The 20,945-nt window shown below is 68.5% G+C and carries 20 protein-coding genes; 9 read left to right on the forward strand and 11 right to left on the reverse strand.

Annotation, left to right across the window (positions count from 1 at the left end; all coding sequences use genetic code 11):
- The first annotated feature begins 22 nt into the window (after positions 1 to 22).
- The 3 genes from BIU99_RS10055 to BIU99_RS10065 are packed head-to-tail and all read left to right on the forward strand — an operon-like array spanning position 23 to position 3,024.
- Positions 23 to 1,336 (forward strand): magnesium transporter MgtE N-terminal domain-containing protein, encoded by a 1,314-nt coding sequence (locus BIU99_RS10055; RefSeq protein ID WP_071261023.1) that lies wholly within the window; start codon positions 23 to 25, stop codon positions 1,334 to 1,336.
- Positions 1,314 to 1,856: a DUF1003 domain-containing protein gene (locus tag BIU99_RS10060; RefSeq protein ID WP_071261025.1), complete on the forward strand. Its 543-nt coding sequence runs from the start codon at positions 1,314 to 1,316 to the stop codon at positions 1,854 to 1,856. The genes BIU99_RS10055 and BIU99_RS10060 overlap by 23 nt, the downstream gene beginning before the upstream one ends.
- Positions 1,849 to 3,024 carry an Mrp/NBP35 family ATP-binding protein gene (locus BIU99_RS10065; RefSeq protein WP_071261027.1) on the forward strand — a complete coding sequence of 392 codons (1,176 nt, stop codon included), beginning with the start codon at positions 1,849 to 1,851 and terminating at the stop codon, positions 3,022 to 3,024. Before BIU99_RS10060 ends, BIU99_RS10065 begins: the two co-directional genes overlap by 8 nt.
- Positions 3,025 to 3,059: 35 nt before the next feature.
- On the opposite strand, the gene BIU99_RS10070 is transcribed toward BIU99_RS10065, so the two are convergent.
- The gene (locus BIU99_RS10070; protein ID WP_064296168.1) at positions 3,060 to 3,494 is read right to left on the reverse strand and encodes a hypothetical protein; all 435 of its coding nucleotides are present in this window, start codon (positions 3,492 to 3,494) and stop codon (positions 3,060 to 3,062) included.
- A gap of 71 nt (positions 3,495 to 3,565) precedes the next feature.
- Between BIU99_RS10070 and BIU99_RS10075 the strand changes: the two genes are divergently transcribed.
- Positions 3,566 to 4,198: an O-methyltransferase gene (locus BIU99_RS10075; RefSeq protein WP_064296167.1), complete on the forward strand. Its 633-nt coding sequence runs from the start codon at positions 3,566 to 3,568 to the stop codon at positions 4,196 to 4,198.
- 92 nt (positions 4,199 to 4,290) lie between these two features.
- Here BIU99_RS10075 and BIU99_RS19365 read toward each other — a convergent pair whose 3' ends face one another.
- The 3 genes from BIU99_RS19365 to dapE all read right to left on the reverse strand — a co-directional run bounded on the left by BIU99_RS19365 (position 4,291) and on the right by dapE (position 6,878).
- Positions 4,291 to 4,464, reverse strand: coding sequence for a DUF3117 domain-containing protein (locus tag BIU99_RS19365; protein ID WP_079002123.1), 174 nt, complete (start codon positions 4,462 to 4,464; stop codon positions 4,291 to 4,293).
- A gap of 103 nt (positions 4,465 to 4,567) precedes the next feature.
- Entirely contained in the window at positions 4,568 to 5,791 is a 1,224-nt protein-coding gene (locus BIU99_RS10080) for a hypothetical protein (RefSeq protein WP_254773609.1), read from the reverse strand.
- Positions 5,781 to 6,878, reverse strand: coding sequence for a succinyl-diaminopimelate desuccinylase (dapE, locus tag BIU99_RS10085; RefSeq protein ID WP_071261029.1), 1,098 nt, complete (start codon positions 6,876 to 6,878; stop codon positions 5,781 to 5,783). The genes BIU99_RS10080 and dapE overlap by 11 nt, the downstream gene beginning before the upstream one ends.
- A gap of 51 nt (positions 6,879 to 6,929) precedes the next feature.
- On the opposite strand from dapE, the gene dapD reads away from it, so the two are divergent.
- Positions 6,930 to 7,907 (forward strand): 2,3,4,5-tetrahydropyridine-2,6-dicarboxylate N-succinyltransferase, encoded by a 978-nt coding sequence (gene dapD / locus BIU99_RS10090; protein WP_071261031.1) that lies wholly within the window; start codon positions 6,930 to 6,932, stop codon positions 7,905 to 7,907.
- 105 nt (positions 7,908 to 8,012) lie between these two features.
- On the opposite strand, the gene BIU99_RS10095 is transcribed toward dapD, so the two are convergent.
- From BIU99_RS10095 to BIU99_RS10110, 4 genes are all read right to left on the reverse strand, one after another.
- A complete protein-coding gene (locus tag BIU99_RS10095) occupies positions 8,013 to 9,272 on the reverse strand; it encodes a citrate synthase (RefSeq protein ID WP_064296340.1) in 1,260 nt (419 codons plus the stop codon).
- Between the two features lie 179 nt (positions 9,273 to 9,451).
- A complete protein-coding gene (gene dapC / locus BIU99_RS10100; protein ID WP_071261033.1) occupies positions 9,452 to 10,573 on the reverse strand; it encodes a succinyldiaminopimelate transaminase in 1,122 nt (373 codons plus the stop codon).
- A 4-nt stretch (positions 10,574 to 10,577) separates the two neighbouring features.
- On the reverse strand, positions 10,578 to 10,901 hold the full coding sequence (gene fdxA, locus BIU99_RS10105; RefSeq protein WP_071261035.1) for a ferredoxin: 324 nt from the start codon (positions 10,899 to 10,901) through the stop codon (positions 10,578 to 10,580).
- A gap of 39 nt (positions 10,902 to 10,940) precedes the next feature.
- Positions 10,941 to 11,474 carry a hypothetical protein gene (locus BIU99_RS10110; RefSeq protein ID WP_082916169.1) on the reverse strand — a complete coding sequence of 178 codons (534 nt, stop codon included), beginning with the start codon at positions 11,472 to 11,474 and terminating at the stop codon, positions 10,941 to 10,943.
- Positions 11,475 to 11,677: 203 nt separating this feature from the next.
- Between BIU99_RS10110 and efeU the strand changes: the two genes are divergently transcribed.
- The 3 genes from efeU to efeB all read left to right on the forward strand — a co-directional run bounded on the left by efeU (position 11,678) and on the right by efeB (position 15,299).
- Positions 11,678 to 12,526, forward strand: a complete 849-nt coding sequence (efeU, locus tag BIU99_RS10115; protein ID WP_071261037.1) for an iron uptake transporter permease EfeU — start codon at positions 11,678 to 11,680, stop codon at positions 12,524 to 12,526.
- 83 nt (positions 12,527 to 12,609) lie between these two features.
- Positions 12,610 to 13,821, forward strand: a complete 1,212-nt coding sequence (gene efeO, locus BIU99_RS10120; protein ID WP_071261039.1) for an iron uptake system protein EfeO — start codon at positions 12,610 to 12,612, stop codon at positions 13,819 to 13,821.
- Between the two features lie 113 nt (positions 13,822 to 13,934).
- A complete protein-coding gene (gene efeB, locus BIU99_RS10125) occupies positions 13,935 to 15,299 on the forward strand; it encodes an iron uptake transporter deferrochelatase/peroxidase subunit (RefSeq protein ID WP_071261040.1) in 1,365 nt (454 codons plus the stop codon).
- A gap of 67 nt (positions 15,300 to 15,366) precedes the next feature.
- On the opposite strand, the gene BIU99_RS10130 is transcribed toward efeB, so the two are convergent.
- From BIU99_RS10130 to BIU99_RS10140, 3 genes are all read right to left on the reverse strand, one after another.
- Positions 15,367 to 15,798 (reverse strand): hypothetical protein, encoded by a 432-nt coding sequence (locus BIU99_RS10130; RefSeq protein ID WP_071261041.1) that lies wholly within the window; start codon positions 15,796 to 15,798, stop codon positions 15,367 to 15,369.
- 70 nt (positions 15,799 to 15,868) lie between these two features.
- The gene (gene typA, locus BIU99_RS10135; protein WP_064296411.1) at positions 15,869 to 17,776 is read right to left on the reverse strand and encodes a translational GTPase TypA; all 1,908 of its coding nucleotides are present in this window, start codon (positions 17,774 to 17,776) and stop codon (positions 15,869 to 15,871) included.
- Between the two features lie 160 nt (positions 17,777 to 17,936).
- Positions 17,937 to 19,661: an ABC transporter family substrate-binding protein gene (locus BIU99_RS10140; protein ID WP_158596550.1), complete on the reverse strand. Its 1,725-nt coding sequence runs from the start codon at positions 19,659 to 19,661 to the stop codon at positions 17,937 to 17,939.
- 297 nt (positions 19,662 to 19,958) lie between these two features.
- Here BIU99_RS10140 and BIU99_RS10145 point away from each other — a divergent pair, with 297 nt between their 5' ends.
- Complete coding sequence (locus BIU99_RS10145) at positions 19,959 to 20,942, forward strand: ABC transporter permease (protein WP_064296413.1); 984 nt, start codon at positions 19,959 to 19,961, stop codon at positions 20,940 to 20,942.
- Positions 20,943 to 20,945 lie beyond the last annotated feature (3 nt).

Below are 20,945 nucleotides of genomic sequence, written 5' to 3' on the forward strand. Positions count from 1 at the left end.
ACCGGCGGGTAGGTTAGTAGTCGTGAGTGCAACCAGAGTGTTCGTCGCCAGGCTCGCCGGGTGCACCGTCTTCGACCCCGCGGGCGATCGTGTCGGCAAGGTCAGGGACGTGCTCGTCGTCTACCGCACCGGCAAACCACCGCGGGTCGTCGGCCTCATCGTCGAGATCCCCGGCAAGCGCCGCGTGTTCGTCTCGATCGGCCGCGTGACGAGCATCGGTGCCGGGCAGATCATCACCACGGGACTCATCAACGTCCGCCGGTTCGAGCAGCGCGGTGGCGAGGTACGCGTGATCGCCGAACTCTTCGGCCGACGTGTCGTCTTCCGGACCACCGGCGAGGAGGCGACGATCGAGGATGTCGCCATCGAGGAGCAGGGGCCCGGCGAGTGGCAGGTGTCGCAGCTGTTCGTCCGCCGCCCGAAGACCACCGCCTCCCCCTTCGTGAAGGGCCCGACGACCTTCGCCACCTGGAACGAGCTGCGCGAGGAGCAGGAACTCGGCGAGGCGCAGTCCGCCGAGCAGCTCATCGCGACCTACGCCGACCTGAAACCGGCCGACCTCGCGAACACGCTCCTCGACCTCCCGCGCGACCGGATGATCGAGGTCGCTGAGGAGCTGTCCGACGACCGACTCGCGGACGTGCTCGAGGAGATGCCCGAGACCGACCAGGTGCAGATCCTCGGCCAGCTCGACGACGACCGCGCGGCTGACGTCCTCGACCAGATGCAGCCCGACGACGCCGCCGACCTCATCGCCCAGCTCCCCGAGGATCGCGGAGAGCACCTCCTCGAGCTCATGGAACCGGAGGAGGCCGAGGACGTCCGCATGCTGCTCCGGTTCGACCCGGAGACCGCGGGTGGCCTCATGACGACCGAGCCGATCATCCTCTCCGCCGACGCCACCGTCGCGGAGGCCCTCGCGTCGATCCGACGCTCCGAGCTGGCACCGGCGCTGGCGGCCGGCGTCTGCATCACCCTGCCGCCGTACGAGTCGCCGACGGGACGCTTCCTCGGGATGGTGCACTTCCAGCGCATGCTCCGCTACCCGCCGCACGAGCGCCTCGGGACCCTGCTCGATCAGAGCCTCGATCCGGTGGGCGTGCGGACCTCCGCCGCCGAGGTCTCGCGGATCCTCGCGAGCTACAACCTCGTCCAGGTGCCCGTCGTCGACGAACAGCACCGGCTCCTCGGCGTCGTGACGATCGACGATGTCCTCGACTACCTGCTCCCGGACGACTGGCGCAGCATCGACGAGAACGATGAACTCCCGGCGTCGGAACAGCGGCTCGGATCGAACGGAAGGAGGGCAGGTCGTGGCACGAGCTCCCCGCAATGAGGTCCGGCTCGACGCTCCGAAGGGGCTTCGGAGTTCCGTCCGTTCCATCCGCCGTGCCCCGGCCTCGCGCGACCGCTTCGGCCGGTTCACCGAATGGATCGCCCGGGCGATGGGCACACCGTGGTTCCTCCTCGGCCTCACCCTCTTCGTCATCCTGTGGATCGCCTGGAACACCTACGGTCCGCTCGCCCTCCGGTTCGACTCGGTCGACATCGGCTTCGTGGCGCTGACGCTCGTGCTGTCGCTCCAGGCCTCGTACGCCGCTCCGCTCATCCTGCTCGCCCAGAACCGCCAGGACGACCGCGACCGCGTGCAGATCGAGCAGGACCGGCAGCGGTCCGAACGGAACCTCGCCGACACCGAATACCTCGCCCGTGAGGTCGTCGCGCTGCGCCTGGCTCTCAAGGACATGGCGTCGAAGGACTTCATCCGCGCCGAGCTGCGCTCCCTCCTCGAGGAACTCGATCGGGATCGCACCGACCAGCCCGAACACGACGGGCCTGAGCGTCGGCGTGGCTGACGCCGGCGCGGCTGACATCGGCCTCGCCGAGCGGATCAGGACCGCGCTCGCCCGCGTCATCGACCCCGAGATCCGCAAACCGATCACCGAACTCGACATGGTCGGCCCGATCACGGTGGACGACACCGGTGCCGCCGATGTCACGATCAAGCTCACGATCGTCGGCTGTCCGGCAGCGGCGAGCATCGAGCGCGACGTCCGTGACGCTACCGCCGCGACCCCCGGGGTGACGAGCGTCGCGGTCGACGTCCAGGTGATGACGACGGCGGAGCGTCAGGCACTCACGGAGCGCCTCCGAGGCGGCCGGAGCGCCCGCGGCATCCCGTTCGGCCCGGACTCACTGACCCGCGTGTACGCCGTCACGAGCGGCAAGGGCGGTGTCGGGAAGTCGACGGTGACCGCGAACCTGGCCGTCGCACTCGCCACCAGCGGTCTGCGGGTCGGCCTGGTCGACGCGGACGTCCACGGGTTCTCCATCCCGGGGCTCCTCGGCCTGGTCGAGGACGGCCTGGCCGTCAAACCGACGCAGGTCGGCGACATGATCCTGCCACCCGTCGCCCACGGCGTGAAGGTCGTCTCGATCGGCATGTTCATCGACCCACCGACGGACGGCACCACCGCCGTCGCCGTCGCCTGGCGCGGACCGATGCTCCACCGCACCATCCAGCAGTTCCTGACCGACGTGTTCTTCGGCGACCTCGACGTGCTGCTCCTCGACCTCCCGCCCGGCACCGGGGACGTCGCCATCTCCATCGGCCAGCTGCTCCCCCACGCCGAGGTGCTCGTCGTCACGACACCGCAGCCGGCCGCCGCCGAGGTGGCCGAGCGCAGCGGCGTGGTGGCGCGGCAGACCGGGCAGCGCGTCTACGGCGTCATCGAGAACATGGCGGGCCTCCCCCAGCCCGACGGCAGCGTCCTGCAGCTGTTCGGCTCAGGGGGTGGCGAGGCGCTCGCAGAGCGGCTGTCGATCGGCCAGGACGCCCCGGTACCGCTCCTCGCCTCGGTCCCGCTCAGCGTCCCGCTTCGGGAGGGCGGAGACGCCGGGCTGCCGATCGTCCTCTCGGATCCGACGGATCCCGCGGCCGCCGAGATCCTCCGGCTGGCCGGTCAGCTCGCTGCGAGACCGCGTGGCCTCGCCGGTCGTCGCCTCGGCGTCAGCACGAGCTGAGCCGTCCGGGTCGGACGCGTGCGACCGAAGCGGGCTCAGGTGGCTTCGAGGTCGAACGGGGGCGCGGCGGTCTCTCCGGCGGCGAGTCGGCGCAGGCGCTCGTCGGTCGCCGCCTGGATCGACTTCGGCTTCTCGAGCGACGGAACGGCTGCAGCGGCGGCCGCGGGAGCCGCGTCGAGCGGAGCGGTCGTCGCGACCGTCGGCGTCACCGGAGGCTCGTCGTCGAGGAGCGCCTCGCGGATGATGCGTCTCGGATCGTACTGACGTGGGTCGAGCTTCTTCCAGTCGACCTCGTCGAACTCCGGCCCCATCTCCTCGCGCATCCGGTCCTTGGCGCCGGAGGCGAGGTCTCGGAGGGTGCGGACGAGTCGCGCCAGCTGGGACGCGTAGTACGGCAGCCGTTCCGGACCCAGCAGGAACACGGCGATGACCCCGATGATGAGGAGTTTGTCGAAGGTCAGACCGAACACGACATCAGACTACCGCGCGAGCCTCAGCTGTCGGAGCAGTTGCAGGCCATACGCTGGGATCCGGAGGCAAGGTGTCAGAACACAATCTCAATTGGAAGTACGCGGGCGACGTGGTCGTCGAGAGCGCGGCGATGCTCACGGCGCGCGCTCACGCGCACGAACTGGGTGTCGAACCGATCTCTCCGGCGATCGGCGCGCAGATCGCGGTGGTGGCCGCGGCCACCCGCGCGGAGTCCATCGTCGAGGTGGGGACCGGCACCGGCGTCTCCGGGCTCTGGCTGCTCCGCGGTGCCACGAGCGCGGTGCTGACGTCCATCGACACCGAGATCGTGCACCAGCAGCAGGCACGCGCGGCGTTCACGGAGGCCGGCATCACGACCAATCGCATCCGCCTCATCACCGGCAGCGCGCTCGACGTCCTGCCGCGGATGAACGAGAACTCCTACGACCTCGTCCTCGTCGACGGCGACCCGGGATCGGTCATCGAGTACGTCGAGCACGGACTCCGTCTGGTGCGTCCCGGCGGCACCGTGCTCGTCCCGCACGCGCTCTGGCGGGGCCGCGTGGCCGATCCGGCTCAGCGGGACGAGACCACAGGACTCTTCCGCTCGCTCGTCCAGGAGATCTCCGCGTCCGACGCGGTCGTCAGCGCCCTGTCCCCCGCCGGCGACGGCCTCCTGCAGATCACCAAACCGAACCTCTGAGCCCTCCGCACGACGACGAACCGGCCGCCATCCTGACTCTGAGAGTAGTGATGACGGCCGGTTCTCGACTCATGCGGCGTCGGTGACGGGGATCAGCCCGCGCTCACCACACCCGCGAGTGCATCATGCAGTTCTTGAGCCTCTGCGTCGTTGACCGACACGACGAGACGCCCTCCCCCTTCAAGAGGCACTCGCACGATGATGAGCCGACCCTCCTTCACGGCCTCCATTGGCCCGTCTCCGGTGCGTGGCTTCATTGCGGCCATGCGAGTCCCCTCTCGTTGTTCGACTGACCCCTATTATCTCGTATCACGGGGGCTCGTGATAATCCTGAGCGCGGCGAGGCGCAGGATGACGCCGGATCCGCGCTCAGGGAATGGTCCAATACGCGTTCGCGAGGCCGTACATGACGAAGATCCAACACCATTGCAACGCCAGCGAGACGATGACGACGCCGCCGCGGTACCAGCGGTTCCGTGGGACGGCGACCGCACCGAGGAGCGGGAAGACCGGGACGAGCAGCCGGAAGACACTCGTCTGCGGGAAGAACACCGCGAAGAGGTAGAGGAGGTACGACCCCACCCACAACCGGAGGTCGGCTCCGAGCCGACGCACCGGCGGGAGGAACAGGAGCACGACGGAGCCGACGAAGACCGCTACGACGACGGCAATGCCCGGACCATCTCCGAACCAGAACTGGCCGCCCTGGATCCAGGCGGAGAACGGGACGAGGGGTTGCTCCCCGATGAAGGCGGCCCGCCACGCCAGCTCCGTCTCGAGGTAGGCCTCCGGAGTCCCGGTGACGAGGCCGGCGATGACCATCCACGCGAATCCGGCGACGGCGGCGAGTGCCCCGCCCGCGAGGATGAGGACGACCTCCCGGCGCGCGAGCGGGTCGCGGTGTCGCGTGACGATCCGCACGATGAGATGGAGGCCCAGCAGGAGCGAGAAGGCCAGGACTCCGGGGCGGGTGAACGCCATGACCGGGATGACCGCGAGGAGCCAGCCGTACCGGCGCGTCACGAGCAGGAGCAGCGCGAGCGTCAGCAGCAGCAGGAACATCGATTCCGCGTAGGCGACCTGGAACAGGGCGCTGAGCGGGGCGATGCAGAACAGCACGACGGCGAACATCGCCCGTTCATCGCCGAGGCGGATGCGCAGGAGCCGGTGGAACAGCAGGGCCGCCCCCAAGCCACAGCACAGCGAAACGATCACGGCCATGACCGGCCACGGCAGGAAGGTGACGACCGAGAGCGCCTTGACGACCCCTGGATACACCGGCATGAACGCCCACGCGTTCTCCGCGACCCGGCCGGCGTCGTCGAGCGGCAGCTGGGTCGGGTAGCCGTACGTCGCGATCCACCAGTACCACTGTCCGTCCCAGCCGGCGGCGAGCGTCCCCAGCGAGGGGAACGCGCCGAACCGGGAGTCCGGCGCCTGCAGCAGACTCGCGACCGCGAACATCACGGTCGTCACCAGGCGGGACAACACGTACACGATGACGATCCGCCCCCACCAGGGCAGGCGGGCCCAGCGCCGGAGCATCGACGGCCGCTCCTCGACCTCGGTCGAGTGGGCCGTGTCAGCGACCATCGGGCCCGGTCAGCCAGGCGCGGAGCCCGCGCTCGCAGTCCTCGATGTGCGCGAGCGGGACGCGCTCGTCGTCGGCATGGGCGAGGAGCGGGTCACCCGGTCCGTAGTTGACGGCGGGGACGCCGAGTGCGGAGAAGCGTGCGACGTCCGTCCAGCCGTACTTCGGGGCGGGTGTGCCGCCGACCGCGGCCAGGAAGTCCTGCGCGATCGGCGCGTCGAGCCCGGGACGAGCGCCCTCCGCGACGTCCGTCTGCACGACCTCGAAGCCCGAGAAGAGCTCCTCGAGGTGGGCGAGCGCCTCGGCACCCGTCCGGCTCGGAGCGAAGCGGTAGTTCACCTCGACGGTGACGAGGTCGGGGATCACGTTCCCGGCGACGCCGCCGGTGATCCCGACCGCGTTGACGCCCTCGCGGTAGACGAGCCCGTCGACCTCCACCTCCCGTGGCGTGTACGAGGCGAGTGTCGCGAGGACCGGGGAGATCGCGTGGATCGCGTTGACGCCGACCCAGCTCCTGGCCGCGTGCGACCGCTTGCCGTGGGCGCTCACGTGGACGCGGAGCGTTCCGTTGCAACCGCCCTCGACGCCGGCGTTGCTCGGCTCGCCGAGGATCGCGAAGTCACCGATGAAGAGGTCGGGACGGTTCCGCGCGAGACGCCCGAGGCCGTTGAGATCGGATGCGACCTCCTCGTTGTCGTACCACATCCAGGTGATGTCGACGATGGGATCGGTGAGCTCAGCCGCGAGCTTCAGCTGGACCGCGACGCCGCCCTTCATGTCGACCGTCCCCCGACCCCAGAGCACCGCCTCGCCGTCGCGCTCCTCGAACCGGGTCGGGACGTTTCCGTTGATCGGGACGGTGTCGATGTGGCCGGCGATGATGACCCGCTGGGCACGTCCGAGCGAGGTGGAAGCGACCACCGTGTCGCCGTCGCGCACGATCGTCAGGTGCTCGAGACCCTCGAGCGACGCCTCGATCGCGTCGGCGATGCGGGCCTCGTCCCCCGAGACGGAGGCGATGTCGCACAGCTGCTGGGTGAGTTCCACCGAGGAGACGGACAGGTCGAGTACGGGGACTTCGGCTGGCATGGCACCAGTGTATTGGCCGTCGGCCTGAGTGTTGGCCGGTACCCTGGAGCCATGACCGCTGCGCCTGCCGAGACCCCCGTTCCGACTCACGCCTGGGGCTCCGGCCTCGCGACCATCGCCGCCGACGGCACCGTGCTCGACACCTGGTTCCCCGAGCCCTCGCTCGGACGGATCCCCGAGGGCCGCGACCGCTGGATCGCCCCCGCAGACCTCGAGGCCCTCGCGACCGACGACGAGCGCCGGGCCGTCCGCATCGACATCGTCACCGTCGAGATCGAGCTGCAGGCCGCTCCGCAGAGCACCCCGGACGCCTACCTGCGGCTACACCTGCTCAGCCACCTGCTCGTCCAGCCGAACACGATCTCGCTCGACGGTGTCTTCGCGCACCTCCCGATCGTCGTCTGGACCAACGCCGGCCCCGTGCACCCCGCGGACTTCGACCGTCTCCGACCGTCACTCCTCCGCGCCGGCATCCACGCGACCGGCATCGACAAGTTCCCGAGACTCCTCGACTACGTGACGCCCGACAAGGTCCGGATCGCCGACGCCTCGCGCGTCCGGCTCGGCGCCCACCTGGCACCGGGTACCACCGTCATGCACGAGGGCTTCGTCAACTTCAACGCCGGGACCCTCGGCGCGTCGATGGTCGAAGGCCGCATCTCGCAGGGCGTCGTCGTCGGCGACGGCAGCGACATCGGCGGTGGTGCGTCGATCATGGGGACGCTCTCCGGCGGTGGTACGCAGCGGGTGGCGATCGGTCAGCGCGCCCTCCTCGGCGCCAACTCCGGCATCGGCATCTCGATCGGCGACGACTCCGTGGTCGAGGCCGGTCTCTACGTGACCGCGGGCACCAAGGTCGTCCTCGCGGGTGCTGCGGCCACGGCCGAGGGCGCGCCGCGCACGGTCAAGGCGGTCGAGCTGTCGGGTGTCCCCAACCTCCTGTTCCGTCGGAACTCGCTCACCGGTGCCGTCGAAGTGCTCCCCCGCTCGGGCTCGGGCGTCGAGCTGAACGCGGCACTGCACGCCTGACCCGGCGTCTCCGAACACAGAACGGCCCCGCATCCGAGGTGGATGCGGGGCCGCCCTTCGACAGGTTCAGGAACCACCCTTCGACAGGCTCAGGAGCCTACGGGACTAGCGCGTCGGGAAGGGACGCTCGGGCGAACCCGTGTACAGCTGCTGCGGGCGCCCGATCTTGGTCTGCGGGTCGAGGTTCATCTCACGCCAGTGGGCGATCCATCCGGGCAGGCGTCCGATGGCGAAGAGCACCGTGAACATCCGCGTCGGGAAGCCCATCGCCTTGTAGATGACGCCGGTGTAGAAGTCGACGTTCGGGTAGAGCTTGCGCTCCTTGAAGTAGTCGTCCTCGAGGGCGATCTGCTCGAGCTCCTGAGCGAGGTCGAGCAGCGGGTCGTTGATACCGAGGGCACGGAGCACCTCGCCGGCGCTCTCCTTGACGAGCTTGGCGCGCGGGTCGTAGTTCTTGTAGACGCGGTGCCCGAAGCCCATGAGCTTCACGCCGTCTTCCTTGTTCTTCACGCGGTCGACGAAGCGCTGCACGCCCTCGCCGGACTCCTGGATCCGGCCGAGCATCTGCAGGACAGCCTCGTTCGCGCCACCGTGCAGCGGACCCGACAGGGCGTTGATACCGGCGGACACCGAGGCGTAGAGGTTCGCTCCGGTCGAGCCGACGAGGCGGACCGTGGAAGTCGAGGCGTTCTGCTCGTGGTCCTCGTGCAGGATGAGCAGGAGGTCGAGCGCCTTCGACAGGACGGGATCGATCTCGTAGGGCTCGGCGAGGTTGCCGAAGTTCAGCTTGAGGAAGTTGTCGACGAAGCTCAGCGAGTTGTCGGGGTAGAGGAACGCCTGCCCGACCGACTTCTTGTGCGCGTAGGCCGCGATCACCGGCAGCTTCGCGAGCATGCGGACGGTCGTGAGCTCGACGTGGTCGGGATCGTGCGGATTGGCGTCCGACTCGTAGTAGGTCGACATGGCCTGCAGGGCGCTCGACAGGACGGCCATCGGGTGGGCCGTGTGCGGGAGCGCGGAGAAGAACCGCTTGAGGTCCTCGTGGAGGAGCGTGTGGCGCCGGATCTTCTCGTCGAATCCGCCGAGTTCGTCGGCCGTCGGGAGCTCCCCGTGGATGAGCAGCCAGGCGACCTCGAGGAAGGTCGACTGCTTGGCGAGCTGCTCGATCGGGTAGCCGCGGTAGCGCAGGATGCCCTGATCGCCGTCGATGTACGTGATGGCCGACTTGGTCGCCGCGGTGTTGACGAACCCGTAGTCGAGTGTGGTCAGGCCGGTCTGCCGCGTGAGCGAGGAGATGTCGATACTCGACGCGCCCTGGGCTGACTGGTGGATCGGGAATTCGGCCGTTCCGCCGGGGTAGTTCAGGGTGACCTGATGCGTCTCGGTGGAAGCCTGTTTCTCGACGTCGCCCACGGCGCCTCCTCATATCTTCGTGCGATAGGGACTCGACATCGCCCTCCGATACGACGGCGTGTCACATACAGCCTAATCGGCTTCGGACCCAACTGTTGTTTCCCACAGTGATCCGGCGACTTCCTTGGAGTTCACCCCGAAATCGGGCGGAGGCCCCGAAGTCTGGCCGCGGCGGCCGCGATGCGCTCGTCGGTGGCGGTCAGGGAGAGCCGCACGTGCTGCGGCCCGGCCTCGCCGTAGAACACCCCCGGGCCAGCAAGGACACCGATCGACGCCAAGCGGTCGATACTCACCCAGGCGTCCTGGCCCTCGGTGATCCACAGGTACAGTCCCGCCTCGCTGCGATCGACCCGGAACCCGGCCTCGCGGACGGCCGGGAGCAGCACCTCACGGCGGGCGCGGTACCGGGCCTTCTGCTCCGCGACGTGGGCGTCGTCGCCGAGCGCCGCGACCATGGCGGCCTGCAGCGGGGCCGGCAGCATCAGACCCGCGTGCTTCCGGACGGTGACCAGCCGACGCACCAGGCGCTCGTCGCCCGCGAGGAACGCGGCACGGTAGCCGGCGAGGTTGGACTGCTTGCTCAGGGAGTAGATCGCGAGGACGCCCTCGGTGTCGCCGTCGGTCACGCGTGGATCGAGCACGGACGGGGTCGGCGTGTCGGACCACTCCCCCTCCCAGCCGAGTTCCGCGTAGCATTCGTCGCCCACGAGGACGGCGCCCAGTTCGCGGGCTCTGGCTCGGGCTGCCCGCAGCTCGTCGACCGACAGGACACGACCGTCGGGGTTGCCGGGGGAATTCAGCCAGACCAGCCGGGTGCTCTCCGGCCATTCGGCGGGGTCGTCGGACGCGAACGCCTCGGCTCCGGCGATCGCCGCGCCGACCGCGTAGCTCGGGTAGGCGGCCACGGGGTGGACCACGGTGTCGCCGGCGCCCAGGCCGAGGAGGAAGGCGAGCAGCGCGACGAGTTCCTTCGAGCCGATCGTCGGGAGGACGGCGTCGAGGGTGAGCCCCTCGACACCACGACGGCGCGCGAACCAGTCGACGATCGCCTGCCGGAGTTCGGGCGTGCCGACCGTGGTCGGGTACGCATGCGCGTCCGTTGCCGCCCGGAGCGCATCCCGGATGAGGCCGGGAGTGGGATCGACCGGCGAACCGATCGAGAGGTCGACGATGCCGTCGGGGTGCCGACGGGCCTGCTCCGCATACGGGACCATGAGGTCCCAGGGGTAGTCGGGCAGCGGCTGCAGTGCCACGCGACTACTCGTGGGCTTGTGGCGGCATCGCGGCGATGAGCGGGTGGTCCGAGGGGATCACGCCGACCTTCGCGGCCCCACCCGGGGAACCGATCTCGTCGAAGAACTCGACATTGGCCTTGTAGTAGTCCGCCCACTCCTCGGGAAGGTCGTCCTCGTAGTAGATGGCCTCCACCGGGCAGACCGGCTCGCACGCACCGCAGTCGACGCATTCGTCGGGGTGGATGTAGAGCGACCGTTCACCCTCGTAGATGCAGTCGACGGGGCATTCGTCGATGCAGGCGCGGTCCTTGACATCGACGCACGGCAGGGCGATCACGTAGGTCACGGGCGGGTGGCTCCCTTCACGAGCACTGAGTTGTCCAGTCTACGCCTGCGGCGAGACGGGGAGCGGTTCGGGCGTCGGTCCCGCGGGACGGTCGTCGCGCTTGCGGGCGCGCTCCGGGAGCTTCGGCCACGCCACGACGAGGACGGCGATGAGGCCGGGGGCGATGGTCCAGACGAGGCCCGAGACGCTCTGCGGGATGAGGACGGAGCCACCGGTGCTCTCGAGCAGCAGGATCCCGATCATGAGGATGACCCCGAGCGCCGCTGCCGACGCTGCGAGCCGGTCTCCCAGGACGATCCGGAGTCCGACCAGGAGCATGGCCACACCGAGGATGCCGAGCACCAGCCCGACCGGGAGAGCGACACCGAGGACGGAGGGCGCCCAGGCGTGCGCGACCGTGCCGATGGCGCCGTACGCCAGACCGACGAGGAACGCGAGGACGATCCCGATCACCCGCGACGCCGTGGACGGCTCGTGCGGTGCGTCCGGCTGCGGCGGTGTCGGCGGGAACCAGCGGTCGTCGCCGACCGTGCGGCCGTCTGGGAGGCTGGGGTCGGGGGCCGGATCGGTCATCCGCCGATTGTATCTGGACACCCTCGGTGTCAGGCGCTATGGTCGACGTCGGATAAGGTTAGCCTTACCCAACCGCGTTCCGAAGTCGCAGCGCCCCGCCCGGACCACGGTCCCCGCCCGGCGCGCCCTCGGATGCATCCCCACCCCGCAGACGACGGCCTCCCCCGGGCGACCGCCTGCTCGACGCCCGAAAGTCCGGTCACGTGCTCGCGAACTACCTCATCGGCCTCCGCGAAGGCCTCGAAGCCGGCCTCATCGTCGGCATCCTCGTCGCCTACCTGAACAAGCTCGGCCGCCGGGACGTCCTCCCCAGGTTGTGGCTCGGCGTCGCCGTCGCGATCGTCGTCTCGCTCGGCGTCGGTGCCATCCTCACCTGGGGACCGTACGGGCTGAGCTTCCAGGCGCAGGAGATCCTCGGCGGCGGACTGTCCATCCTGGCCGTCGGGCTCGTCACCTGGATGATCTTCTGGATGGGGCGCAACGCCCGAGAGCTCAAGCACGACCTCGAGTCACGACTCGACGCCGCCGTCGCCGGGTCGGCGATCGGGATCATCGTGCTCGGTTTCATCAGCGTCGGCCGCGAGGGGATCGAGACCGCTCTGTTCATCTGGGCGAGCGTCAACTCCGGCGAGAACGCCGTCGTCGGCTCGATCGGCGCGCTCCTCGGCATCCTCACCTCCGTCGTCATCGCGTATCTCATCTACCGCGGGTTCGTCCGGATCAACCTCGGGACCTTCTTCACGTGGACCGGCCTCTTCCTCGTCGTCGTGGCTGCCGGCGTCCTCGCCTACGGCGTCGGCGACCTCCAGGAGGCGGGCGTCATCCCCGGCTGGGGCCAGGCCGCCTTCGACCTGAGCGCCGTCGTCCCTCCGACGAGCTGGTACGGCACCGTCCTCGGCGGGCTCTTCAACTTCACCCCTGCCCCGACCTGGGCGCAGTTCGGTGCGTGGCTGCTGTACCTCGTCGTCACGCTCGTCTGCTTCATCCGGGTCTCGGGTCTCGGCCGTCGGCGCCCGACCTCCGTCACGAAACCGGTCACGACGAACGTCTGACCAGCCCCGACCCACCACGAACCAATCACCTGCACCAGCACCAGCACCAGCACCAGCACCAGCACCTTCCGACAGGAGTCTCCATGCAGCACCGCATCATCGCCGGCCTCGCCGGCGCGGGCGTCCTCGCCCTCGCCCTCACGGGATGCGTCCCGAACAAGACGGGAAGCGACGCACTCACCGTCGCCATCACCGACGACTCGTGCTCCGTGTCCGTGGCGAAGGCGACGGCCGGTGCCGTGACCTTCTCGATCACCAACAACGGCACCGACGTCAACGAGTTCGAGATCCTCGCCTCGGACAAGCTGCGCATCGTCGGCGAGAAGGAGAACGTGACGCCGGGCCAGACGGTGTCCTACGTCGCACAGCTGAACCCCGGCACCTACTACACGGCCTGCAAGTTCCAGCTCGTCGGCGCACCGGTCGGCCTCGCCGAGTTCACCGTGACGGGCGAGAACGCCGCCGTCTCGAAGGACGAGCAGGCGCTCACTGACCAGGCCGTGACGAACTACGTCGCCTACATCAAGTCGCAGGTGGCCGAACTCGTGCCGCAGGTGAAGGCCTTCACCGACGCGTACGCCGCCGGCGACGACGAGACCGCCCGTCAGCTGTTCGCGACGACGCGCGTCTCGTACGAACGCATCGAGCCGACGGCCGAGGCGTTCGGCGACCTCGACCCGAAGATCGACTACCGCGAGGTCGACGCCGTGGCTGAAGGACTCGACTGGACCGGCTTCCACCGGATCGAGAAGGACCTCTGGCCGCCGGCAGCCGACGCGCTGAACTCGGACGGCACGAGCGCGCTGACGGACTGGACGCCGTCGACGCCGGAACAGCGCCAGCAGTTCGCCACCGGTCTCGTCGACGACGTGCAGCAGCTGTTCGACCTCGTCTCCGAGAAGGACTTCACCGTGAGCCTCGGCGACATCTCGAACGGCGCCATCGGTCTCCTCGACGAGGTCGCCGTCGGCAAGATCTCCGGCGAGGAGGACTGGTGGTCCCACACCGACCTCTACGACTTCGCGGCCAACGTGCAGGGAGCCGAGGTCGCGTTCGGCAACGTCAAGGACATCGCCGCGAGCAAGGGCGACGCGGGCACGAAGCTCGTCGGCCAGATCGAGACCGAGTTCACGGCGCTGCAGGACCTGCTCGCGAAGTACGGCAGCCTCGACAGCGGCTTCGTGAGCTACGACACCGTCACCGAGGAGCAGCGCAAGGAGCTCTCCGACCAGGTGAACGCCCTCTCCGAGCCGCTGTCGCAGCTCACCCACACGGTGCTCGGCGTCGCCGAGTAGCACCGAACGGATCCACCGCCCCCTCCGCGGCGCGCCGGGCCGGAACCGCTCAGAGCATTCTGGGGGTTCCGGCCCTGCGGCCTTCCAGCCATCCCTGAATAGCATGAGGTCCGATGACCGAGCACACTCCCCCCGCCACGCCTGCACCCGAGGCAGGATCGACGCCCACCGCGACTGGACCCGGCGCCACGTCCGCACCGCCGAGCGACGCCCCGCGGCGCGGGCTATCGCGCCGGGCGCTGTTCGGCCTCGCCGGAGCGGGCGCCGCAGGGCTGGCGGCCGGAGCCGGGGCGACCGCGGCCATCACCGCCGCCGTCAGCGCCTCGGCGAGTGCCGCGGGCGTCACGACGGTCTACCCGTTCAACGGCGCCCACCAGAGCGGGATCACGACGCCGGCGCAGGACCGCCTGCACTTCGCCGCGTACGACGTGTCGGCTGGGACCACCCGGGAGGAGCTCATCGAGTTGCTCCAGGACTGGAGTGTCGCCGCGGCACGCATGACGCAGGGGAAGGAGGTCGCCGACGGCGGTGCCGTTGACGGCTCCCCGCTCGCTCCCCCGGTCGACACCGGAGAAGCGCTCGGGCTGCCCGCCAGCGGGCTCACGATCACCTTCGGGTTCGGACCCACGCTCTTCACCGCCGAGGACGGCGCGGACCGGTTCGGCATCGCCGACCGTCGCCCGGCCGAGTTGGAGAAGCTCCCCCGCTTCACGGGCGACAACCTCCAGGCGGGCCTCACCGGCGGCGACCTCTGCATCCAGGCGTGTGCCGACGACCCGCAGGTCGCCGTGCACGCGATCCGCAACCTGAGCCGCATCGCGTTCGGACGTGCCTCCATCCGCTGGTCGCAGCTCGGCTTCGGTCGCACCTCGTCGACCTCCACCAGCCAGGTCACCCCGCGCAACCTGTTCGGGTTCAAAGACGGCACCGCGAACGTCAAGTCCGAGGAGACCAAGACGGTCGAGGAGCAGGTGTGGGTCCAGGACGGAGACAGCGCCGCCTGGCTGAGCGGTGGTTCCTACCTCGTGGTCCGCAAGATCCGCATGATCATCGAGACCTGGGACCGCGCGCAGCTCCAGGAGCAGGAGCGCGTCATCGGTCGGAGCAAGGGCGAGGGCGCACCGCTGTCGGGCGGTAAGGAGTTCACCGAGCCCGACTTCGATGCGGTCGGAGCAACGGATCAGCCGCTCATCGACAAGCACTCACACGTGCGCCTGGCGCACCCGACCCAGCTCAAGGGCACGAAGCTCCTGCGACGCGGATACAACTTCGTCGACGGCAACGACGACCTCGGGCGGTTGAACGCCGGACTGTTCTTCATGTCGTACCAGCGATCGCCGAAGCAGTTCATCGACGTGCAGCGCGCGCTGGCCACCGATGCGCTCAACGAGTACATCAAGCACGTCGGGTCGGCGATCTTCGCGGTGCCCCCGGGCGCGAGCAAGGACGGCTGGGTCGGCGAGACGCTCTTCGCGTAGGACACGTCCGGTCGCTGACCCCCGGTCACTGAGCCCTCCCTGACCGGTCACTGAGCCTGTCGAAGTGCTACTTGACCGTCACCGTGTAGAGGATGCTGTCCGCCGAGGCGACGAGCTTCACGTCATAGGCCGTCGTCGACAGCGTCACGATCGAACCGTCGCCGTTCGCGATCTCCCCGTCGATCGTGAAGCCCGCCACGACGAGCGCGTCCTTGGCTGCGGTGGCGGCGTCGGTCGCCTGCACCGTGACGACGAAGGTGTCCTTGCCGTCGACCGTCCCACGTCCACCGTTGACCGTGCCGTCGACCACCGGGACCGCGTCGACGGGGTATCCGTCCGGCAGCCCCTCGTCGAGGTTCACGTCGAAGTCGCCACCGGTGGCGTCGCGGATGCCCTGCTCGACGGAGTCCTTGACGGTCGACTCGATGACGCTGCACCCGGCGAGCGTCGGCGCGAGGACGAGGGCGGCCAGCAGGGCGAGGGAGGCGGGTCGGCGCATGCGATCAGCTTAACGACCTGATGCCCGGTCTTCCTGAGAGGACCGGGCATCGGGTTGGAGCGGCTACTGCCTACTCGGACTGCTTCTTGAGACGCGAGTAGCTGCGCTGGCGGGCCTGAGCGTCGAGCTCGACCTTGCGGATGCGCACGTGCTCGGGCGTGACCTCGACGCACTCGTCCTCGCGGGCGAACTCGAGGCTCTCCTCGAGCGTGAGGACGCGCGGCGGCGTCATCGATTCGAAGTTGTCGGCCGAAGACTGACGCATGTTGGTCAGCTTCTTCTCCTTGGTGATGTTGACGTCCATGTCGTCGTTGCGCGAGTTCTCGCCGATGACCATGCCTTCGTAGACCTCTTCGGTCGGCTGCACGAAGAACGACATGCGCTCCTGCAGCGCGATGATCGCGAAGGGGGTGACGACGCCGGAGCGGTCGGCGACGATCGAGCCGTTGTTGCGCGTCGTGATCGCGCCGGCCCACTCGCCGTAGCCGTGTGCGAGCGCGTTGGCGATGCCGGTACCGCGCGTGGCGGTGAGGAACTCGGAGCGGAAGCCGATGAGGCCGCGCGACGGGACGATGAACTCCATGCGGACCCAGCCGGTGCCGTGGTTCGACATGTTCTCCATGCGACCCTTGCGCGCCGCCAGGAGCTGGGTGATCGCGCCGAGGTGCTCCTCCGGAGCGTCGATGGTCAGGTGCTCGTACGGCTCGTGGACCTTGCCGTCGATACGCTTCGTGACCACCTGCGGCTTGCCGACGGTGAGCTCGTAGCCTTCGCGACGCATCTGCTCGACGAGGATGGCGAGCGCGAGCTCTCCACGGCCCTGGACCTCCCACGCGTCGGGTCGACCGATGTCGAGGACCTTGAGTGAGACGTTACCGATGAGCTCGCGGTCGAGACGGTCCTTGACCATGCGTGCGGTGAGCTTGTGGCCCTTGACCTTGCCCATGAGCGGCGAGGTGTTGGTACCGATCGTCATCGAGATGGCCGGGTCGTCGACCGTGATGGCCGGCAGCGCGCGGACGTCCTCGGGGTCGGCCAGGGTGTCGCCGATCATGATGTCGGCGAAACCGGCGACGGCGACGATGTCGCCGGGGCCGGCGCTCTCGGCCGGGTAGCGGTCGAGCGCCTTCGTGATCATGAGCTCGGTGACGCGGACGTTGTGGACGTCGCCGTCGTGGCGGACCCAGGCGACCGTCTGGCCCTTCTTCAACGTGCCGTTGAAGATGCGCAGGAGCGCGAGGCGACCGAGGAACGGCGAGGCGTCGAGGTTCGTGACGTGCGCCTGGAGCGGGTGCTCGTCGTCGTACTGCGGAGCCGGGATGTGCTCGAGGATGGCCTCGAAGAGTGGCTCGAGGTTCTCGCTGTCGGGCAGTTCGCCGTTGGCGGGCTTGGTGGACGACGCACGGCCGGCCTTACCCGAGGCGTACACGACCGGGACGTCGAGGATGGCGTCGAGGTCGAGGTCGGGGACGTCGTCGGCCATGTCGCTGGCGAGTCCGATGAGGAGGTCCTGGCTCTCGACGACGACCTCGTCGATGCGCGCATCGGGACGGTCGGTCTTGTTGACCAGGAGGATGACGGGCAGCTTGGCCTCGAGCGCCTTGCGGAGCACGAAGCGGGTCTGCGGGAGGGGGCCCTCGGACGCGTCGACGAGGAGGACGACGCCGTCGACCATGGACAGGCCGCGCTCGACCTCTCCACCGAAGTCGGCGTGACCCGGGGTGTCGATGACGTTGATCGTGATCGGGCCGTCGGTGGCGTGTTCGCCCTTGTACGAGATCGCCGTGTTCTTGGCGAGGATGGTGATGCCCTTTTCGCGCTCGAGCTCATTCGAGTCCATGGCGCGTTCTTCGAGGTGGGCGTGTTCGGCGAAAGAGTTGGTCTGTCGCAGCATGGCGTCGACGAGGGTCGTCTTGCCGTGGTCAACGTGGGCCACGATCGCGACATTGCGCAGATCGGAACGAGTGGCGAGCGCCATAAAAGGGTGGCTTCCTTCAAGTGGATGGGATTCGGGCACGATGGTGCCGACGGACCATCATACCGCAGGAGTCCTGGCCGGGGGCTGAACGGCGACGGGCACCGGCGGTTTCCCGCCGATGCCCGTCGAGGCTGCGTTCAGATCGAACGCGTGCTGATGCTTACTTCTTCCAGCCCACGTTCTTCCAGTCGATGGTCTCGAACTGGGTCGGCCCGTAGTTCACGAGGCCGGTCTTGACGCCGTAGGTGTACGGCACCGGGAACAGCGGCAGCGTGGTCGCGAGGGCGACGATCTTCTTGTCGATCTCCTTCGCGATCTCGAGGCGCTTGTCGGGGTCGAGCTCCGCGTTGGCGCTCGCCCAGAGCTCGCCGAGCGAGTCGTCGGTGACGCCGGGGAAGTTCTGCCCGGAGTCGGCCGGGTAGAAGATCGACTCGGTGCTCGAGATCGGGAACGCGGTGCCCTGCCACGCGAAGCTCACGGCGTCGAAGTCGCGGGTCTCGGTGGTGACGTACTTCGTGAAGAAGTCGTCGGACGGGACGGTGTCGATCTGGAGGTCGAAGCCGGACTCCTTCACCATGGCCTGGACCTGCTGCGACGTCTCTGCCGAGACCGGGTTGTCGGAGTCGATGACGTAGCGGACGGTCAGCTTCTTGCCGTCCTTCTCGCGGATGCCACCGCTGCCTTCCTTCCAACCGGCGTCGTCGAGCTGCTTCTTGGCGGCGTCGATGTCGTAGCCGAGCACCTTGGAGGCGTCGTCCTCGTAGCCGTCCTGGCCGGGGAGGAAGATGAGGTTGTTCAGCAGGTCGGTCGGTGCGTCGATCGCTGCGAGGCGGGCCTCGGCGATGGTCTGACGGTTGATCGACTTGGCGAACGCCTGGCGGACCTCGGGGTCGCTCAGGACCTCGGACGTGCCGTTCAGGGTGATGTGGTTGTACGTCGTTCCACGCGAGCGCTGGATCTCGGCGTCACTGCGCTTCTTGGCCGTCTCGTAGTTGTCGGCGTTCGAGCCGATGCTGAAGACGTCGATCTCACTGTTCGAGAACGCCTGCGCGAGACCCGAGCGGGACACCTGCTTGAAGATGATGTTGTCGAGCTTCGGCTTGTCGCCCCACCACTTCGGGTTGGGCTCGAAGGTCACGACCGCGCCGGTCTGGTCGATCTTGCTGACGATGTACGGACCGCCGGAGACGTAGGTCGTGCCGTCGGCCGCATAGGGTCCGGTCGCCCAGAGGGTGTTGAAGGACTCCGGCGTCGCGCCGAGCCACTTCGGCCAGATGTTGCCGAGGATCGACGGCCAGTCCGCGTTCTTGTTCTTGAACGTGATGAGGACGTCCTGCGGGCTGTCGCCGGCGGTGACGGACTCGATGTCCTTCCACACGTTCGTGGCGGTGGGCGCGTAGGCGGGGTCGACGCCGTTCAGCGACTTCCAGGTCGCGGCGAAATCGTCGACGCTCATGGCGGTGCCGTCCGACCAGACGGCGTCCGGGTTGATCTTGATCTCGACGACCTGCGGGTCCTCGGTCTTCAGCTCGACGGAGGTCGCGAAGTCGGGGTTCGCCTCCCAGGTGCCGTCCTCCTTGATGTTGATGAACGACGGTGTGTACAGGTTGCTGAGGAACTGGTCGTCGACGGTGCCGCTGTCGAGGTTGTAGAGGTTCCAGTTCGCGGGGATCGCGTCGACGGCGAGGTTGAGCGAACCGCCCTGGGCGATCTGGTCGGCGTCGGCGCGCTCCCAGCCGGTGCCGGACAGCTCGGCGGGCTTCGACGTCGAGCCGCCACCGCCTGAACCGCCTCCGGTGCAAGCCGTCAATGCGAGGGCGACGATCGAGACGCCGGCGAGGATCATCCCGCCGCGCCGCTTCGATCCCTGTGTTCTGGAACTCATCGAGATCCACCTTTCGTGACGTGTAACTGCGCAAGGCCGCACCGATGCGGAGCGGAAGGCGCGCAGGCCAATGTGGACCATCTTGCACCCGCTCCGGGGATCCCCCACAAGTGGGGATGAATTGTTACCGTTTCGATTTATCGGCAACACGTGCCGGAAACATACGTTTCGTTTCCTGAGAACACGCGTCGTTTTCTGATTCCAGACACTTGGGGGTTACAGTGTCTCCACCCCCACGAGGGGAGCACAGCTGACGGGACGACGCGGTCCCGCACAACGACTTCGCAAGGCTGGTACATGATCGGGTTCATTGCACGGCGGTTGGTCAACTACCTGTTCCTCTCCGCGATCGCCACCATGCTGGGCTACGTGCTCGTGAGCATGACGCTCCAGCCGTCGGCCCGGTTCCTCGGGAAGAACCCGCCCATCCCCCAGGCGTCCATCGATGCGGCGCTGGACAAGATGGGTGTGAACCCGAAGGTCCCGCTGCTCGAACGCCTGTGGGACTGGGTCACGCAACTGGTGACCACCGGCTCCCTCGGGATCAGCACGCGCGGCACCCAGGTCACCGCCGACATCTTCGAGCGCTCGGGTACGAGCCTCCGCCTCCTCGTCATCGGCACCATCCTCGGCGCGGTCATCGGCGTCGCCCTCGGCGTGTGGGGCGCGGTCCGCCAGTACCGTGCCAGCGACCAGATCATCACCTACGCCTCGTTCACGATCCTCGCGATGCCCGTCTTCGTCATCGGCGTCGTGCTCATGATCCTCGCGACGTCCCTCAACCAGGCGGTCGGCACGAACGTCATCAACTTCACCGGCGAGTACACCGCCGGCCTCCAGGGCGGGTTCTGGACACAGTTCGGCGACCGGGCGATGCATCTGCTGTTGCCCACCATCACCCTCACCGTCGGCGCCGTCGCCTCGTACTCGCGGTACCAGCGCAGCGCCATGCTCGACGTGATGAGCGCCGACTACATCCGGACCGCGCGTTCGAAGGGCCGGACCCGCGGTTCCGCGATCATCCGGCACGGTGTCCGCGTCGCGCTCATCCCGATGTCGACGTTCTTCGCCTACTCCTTCGGGCTCATCCTCACCGGAGCGAGTGTGACGGAGAACGTCTTCAGCTGGCACGGCATGGGCGAGTACCTCCTCACGAGCGTCTCGAACTCGGACATCAACGCCGCCGCCGGGACCATCCTGTTCACCTCCATCCTCGTCCTGATCGCCGGAACGCTCTCCGACGTGATCTATGCGGCGCTCGACCCGAGAGTGCGGGTGTAACGA

It is taken from the genome of Plantibacter sp. MMLR14_011, assembly GCF_001865025.1.
Taxonomy (GTDB): domain Bacteria; phylum Actinomycetota; class Actinomycetes; order Actinomycetales; family Microbacteriaceae; genus Plantibacter; species Plantibacter flavus_A.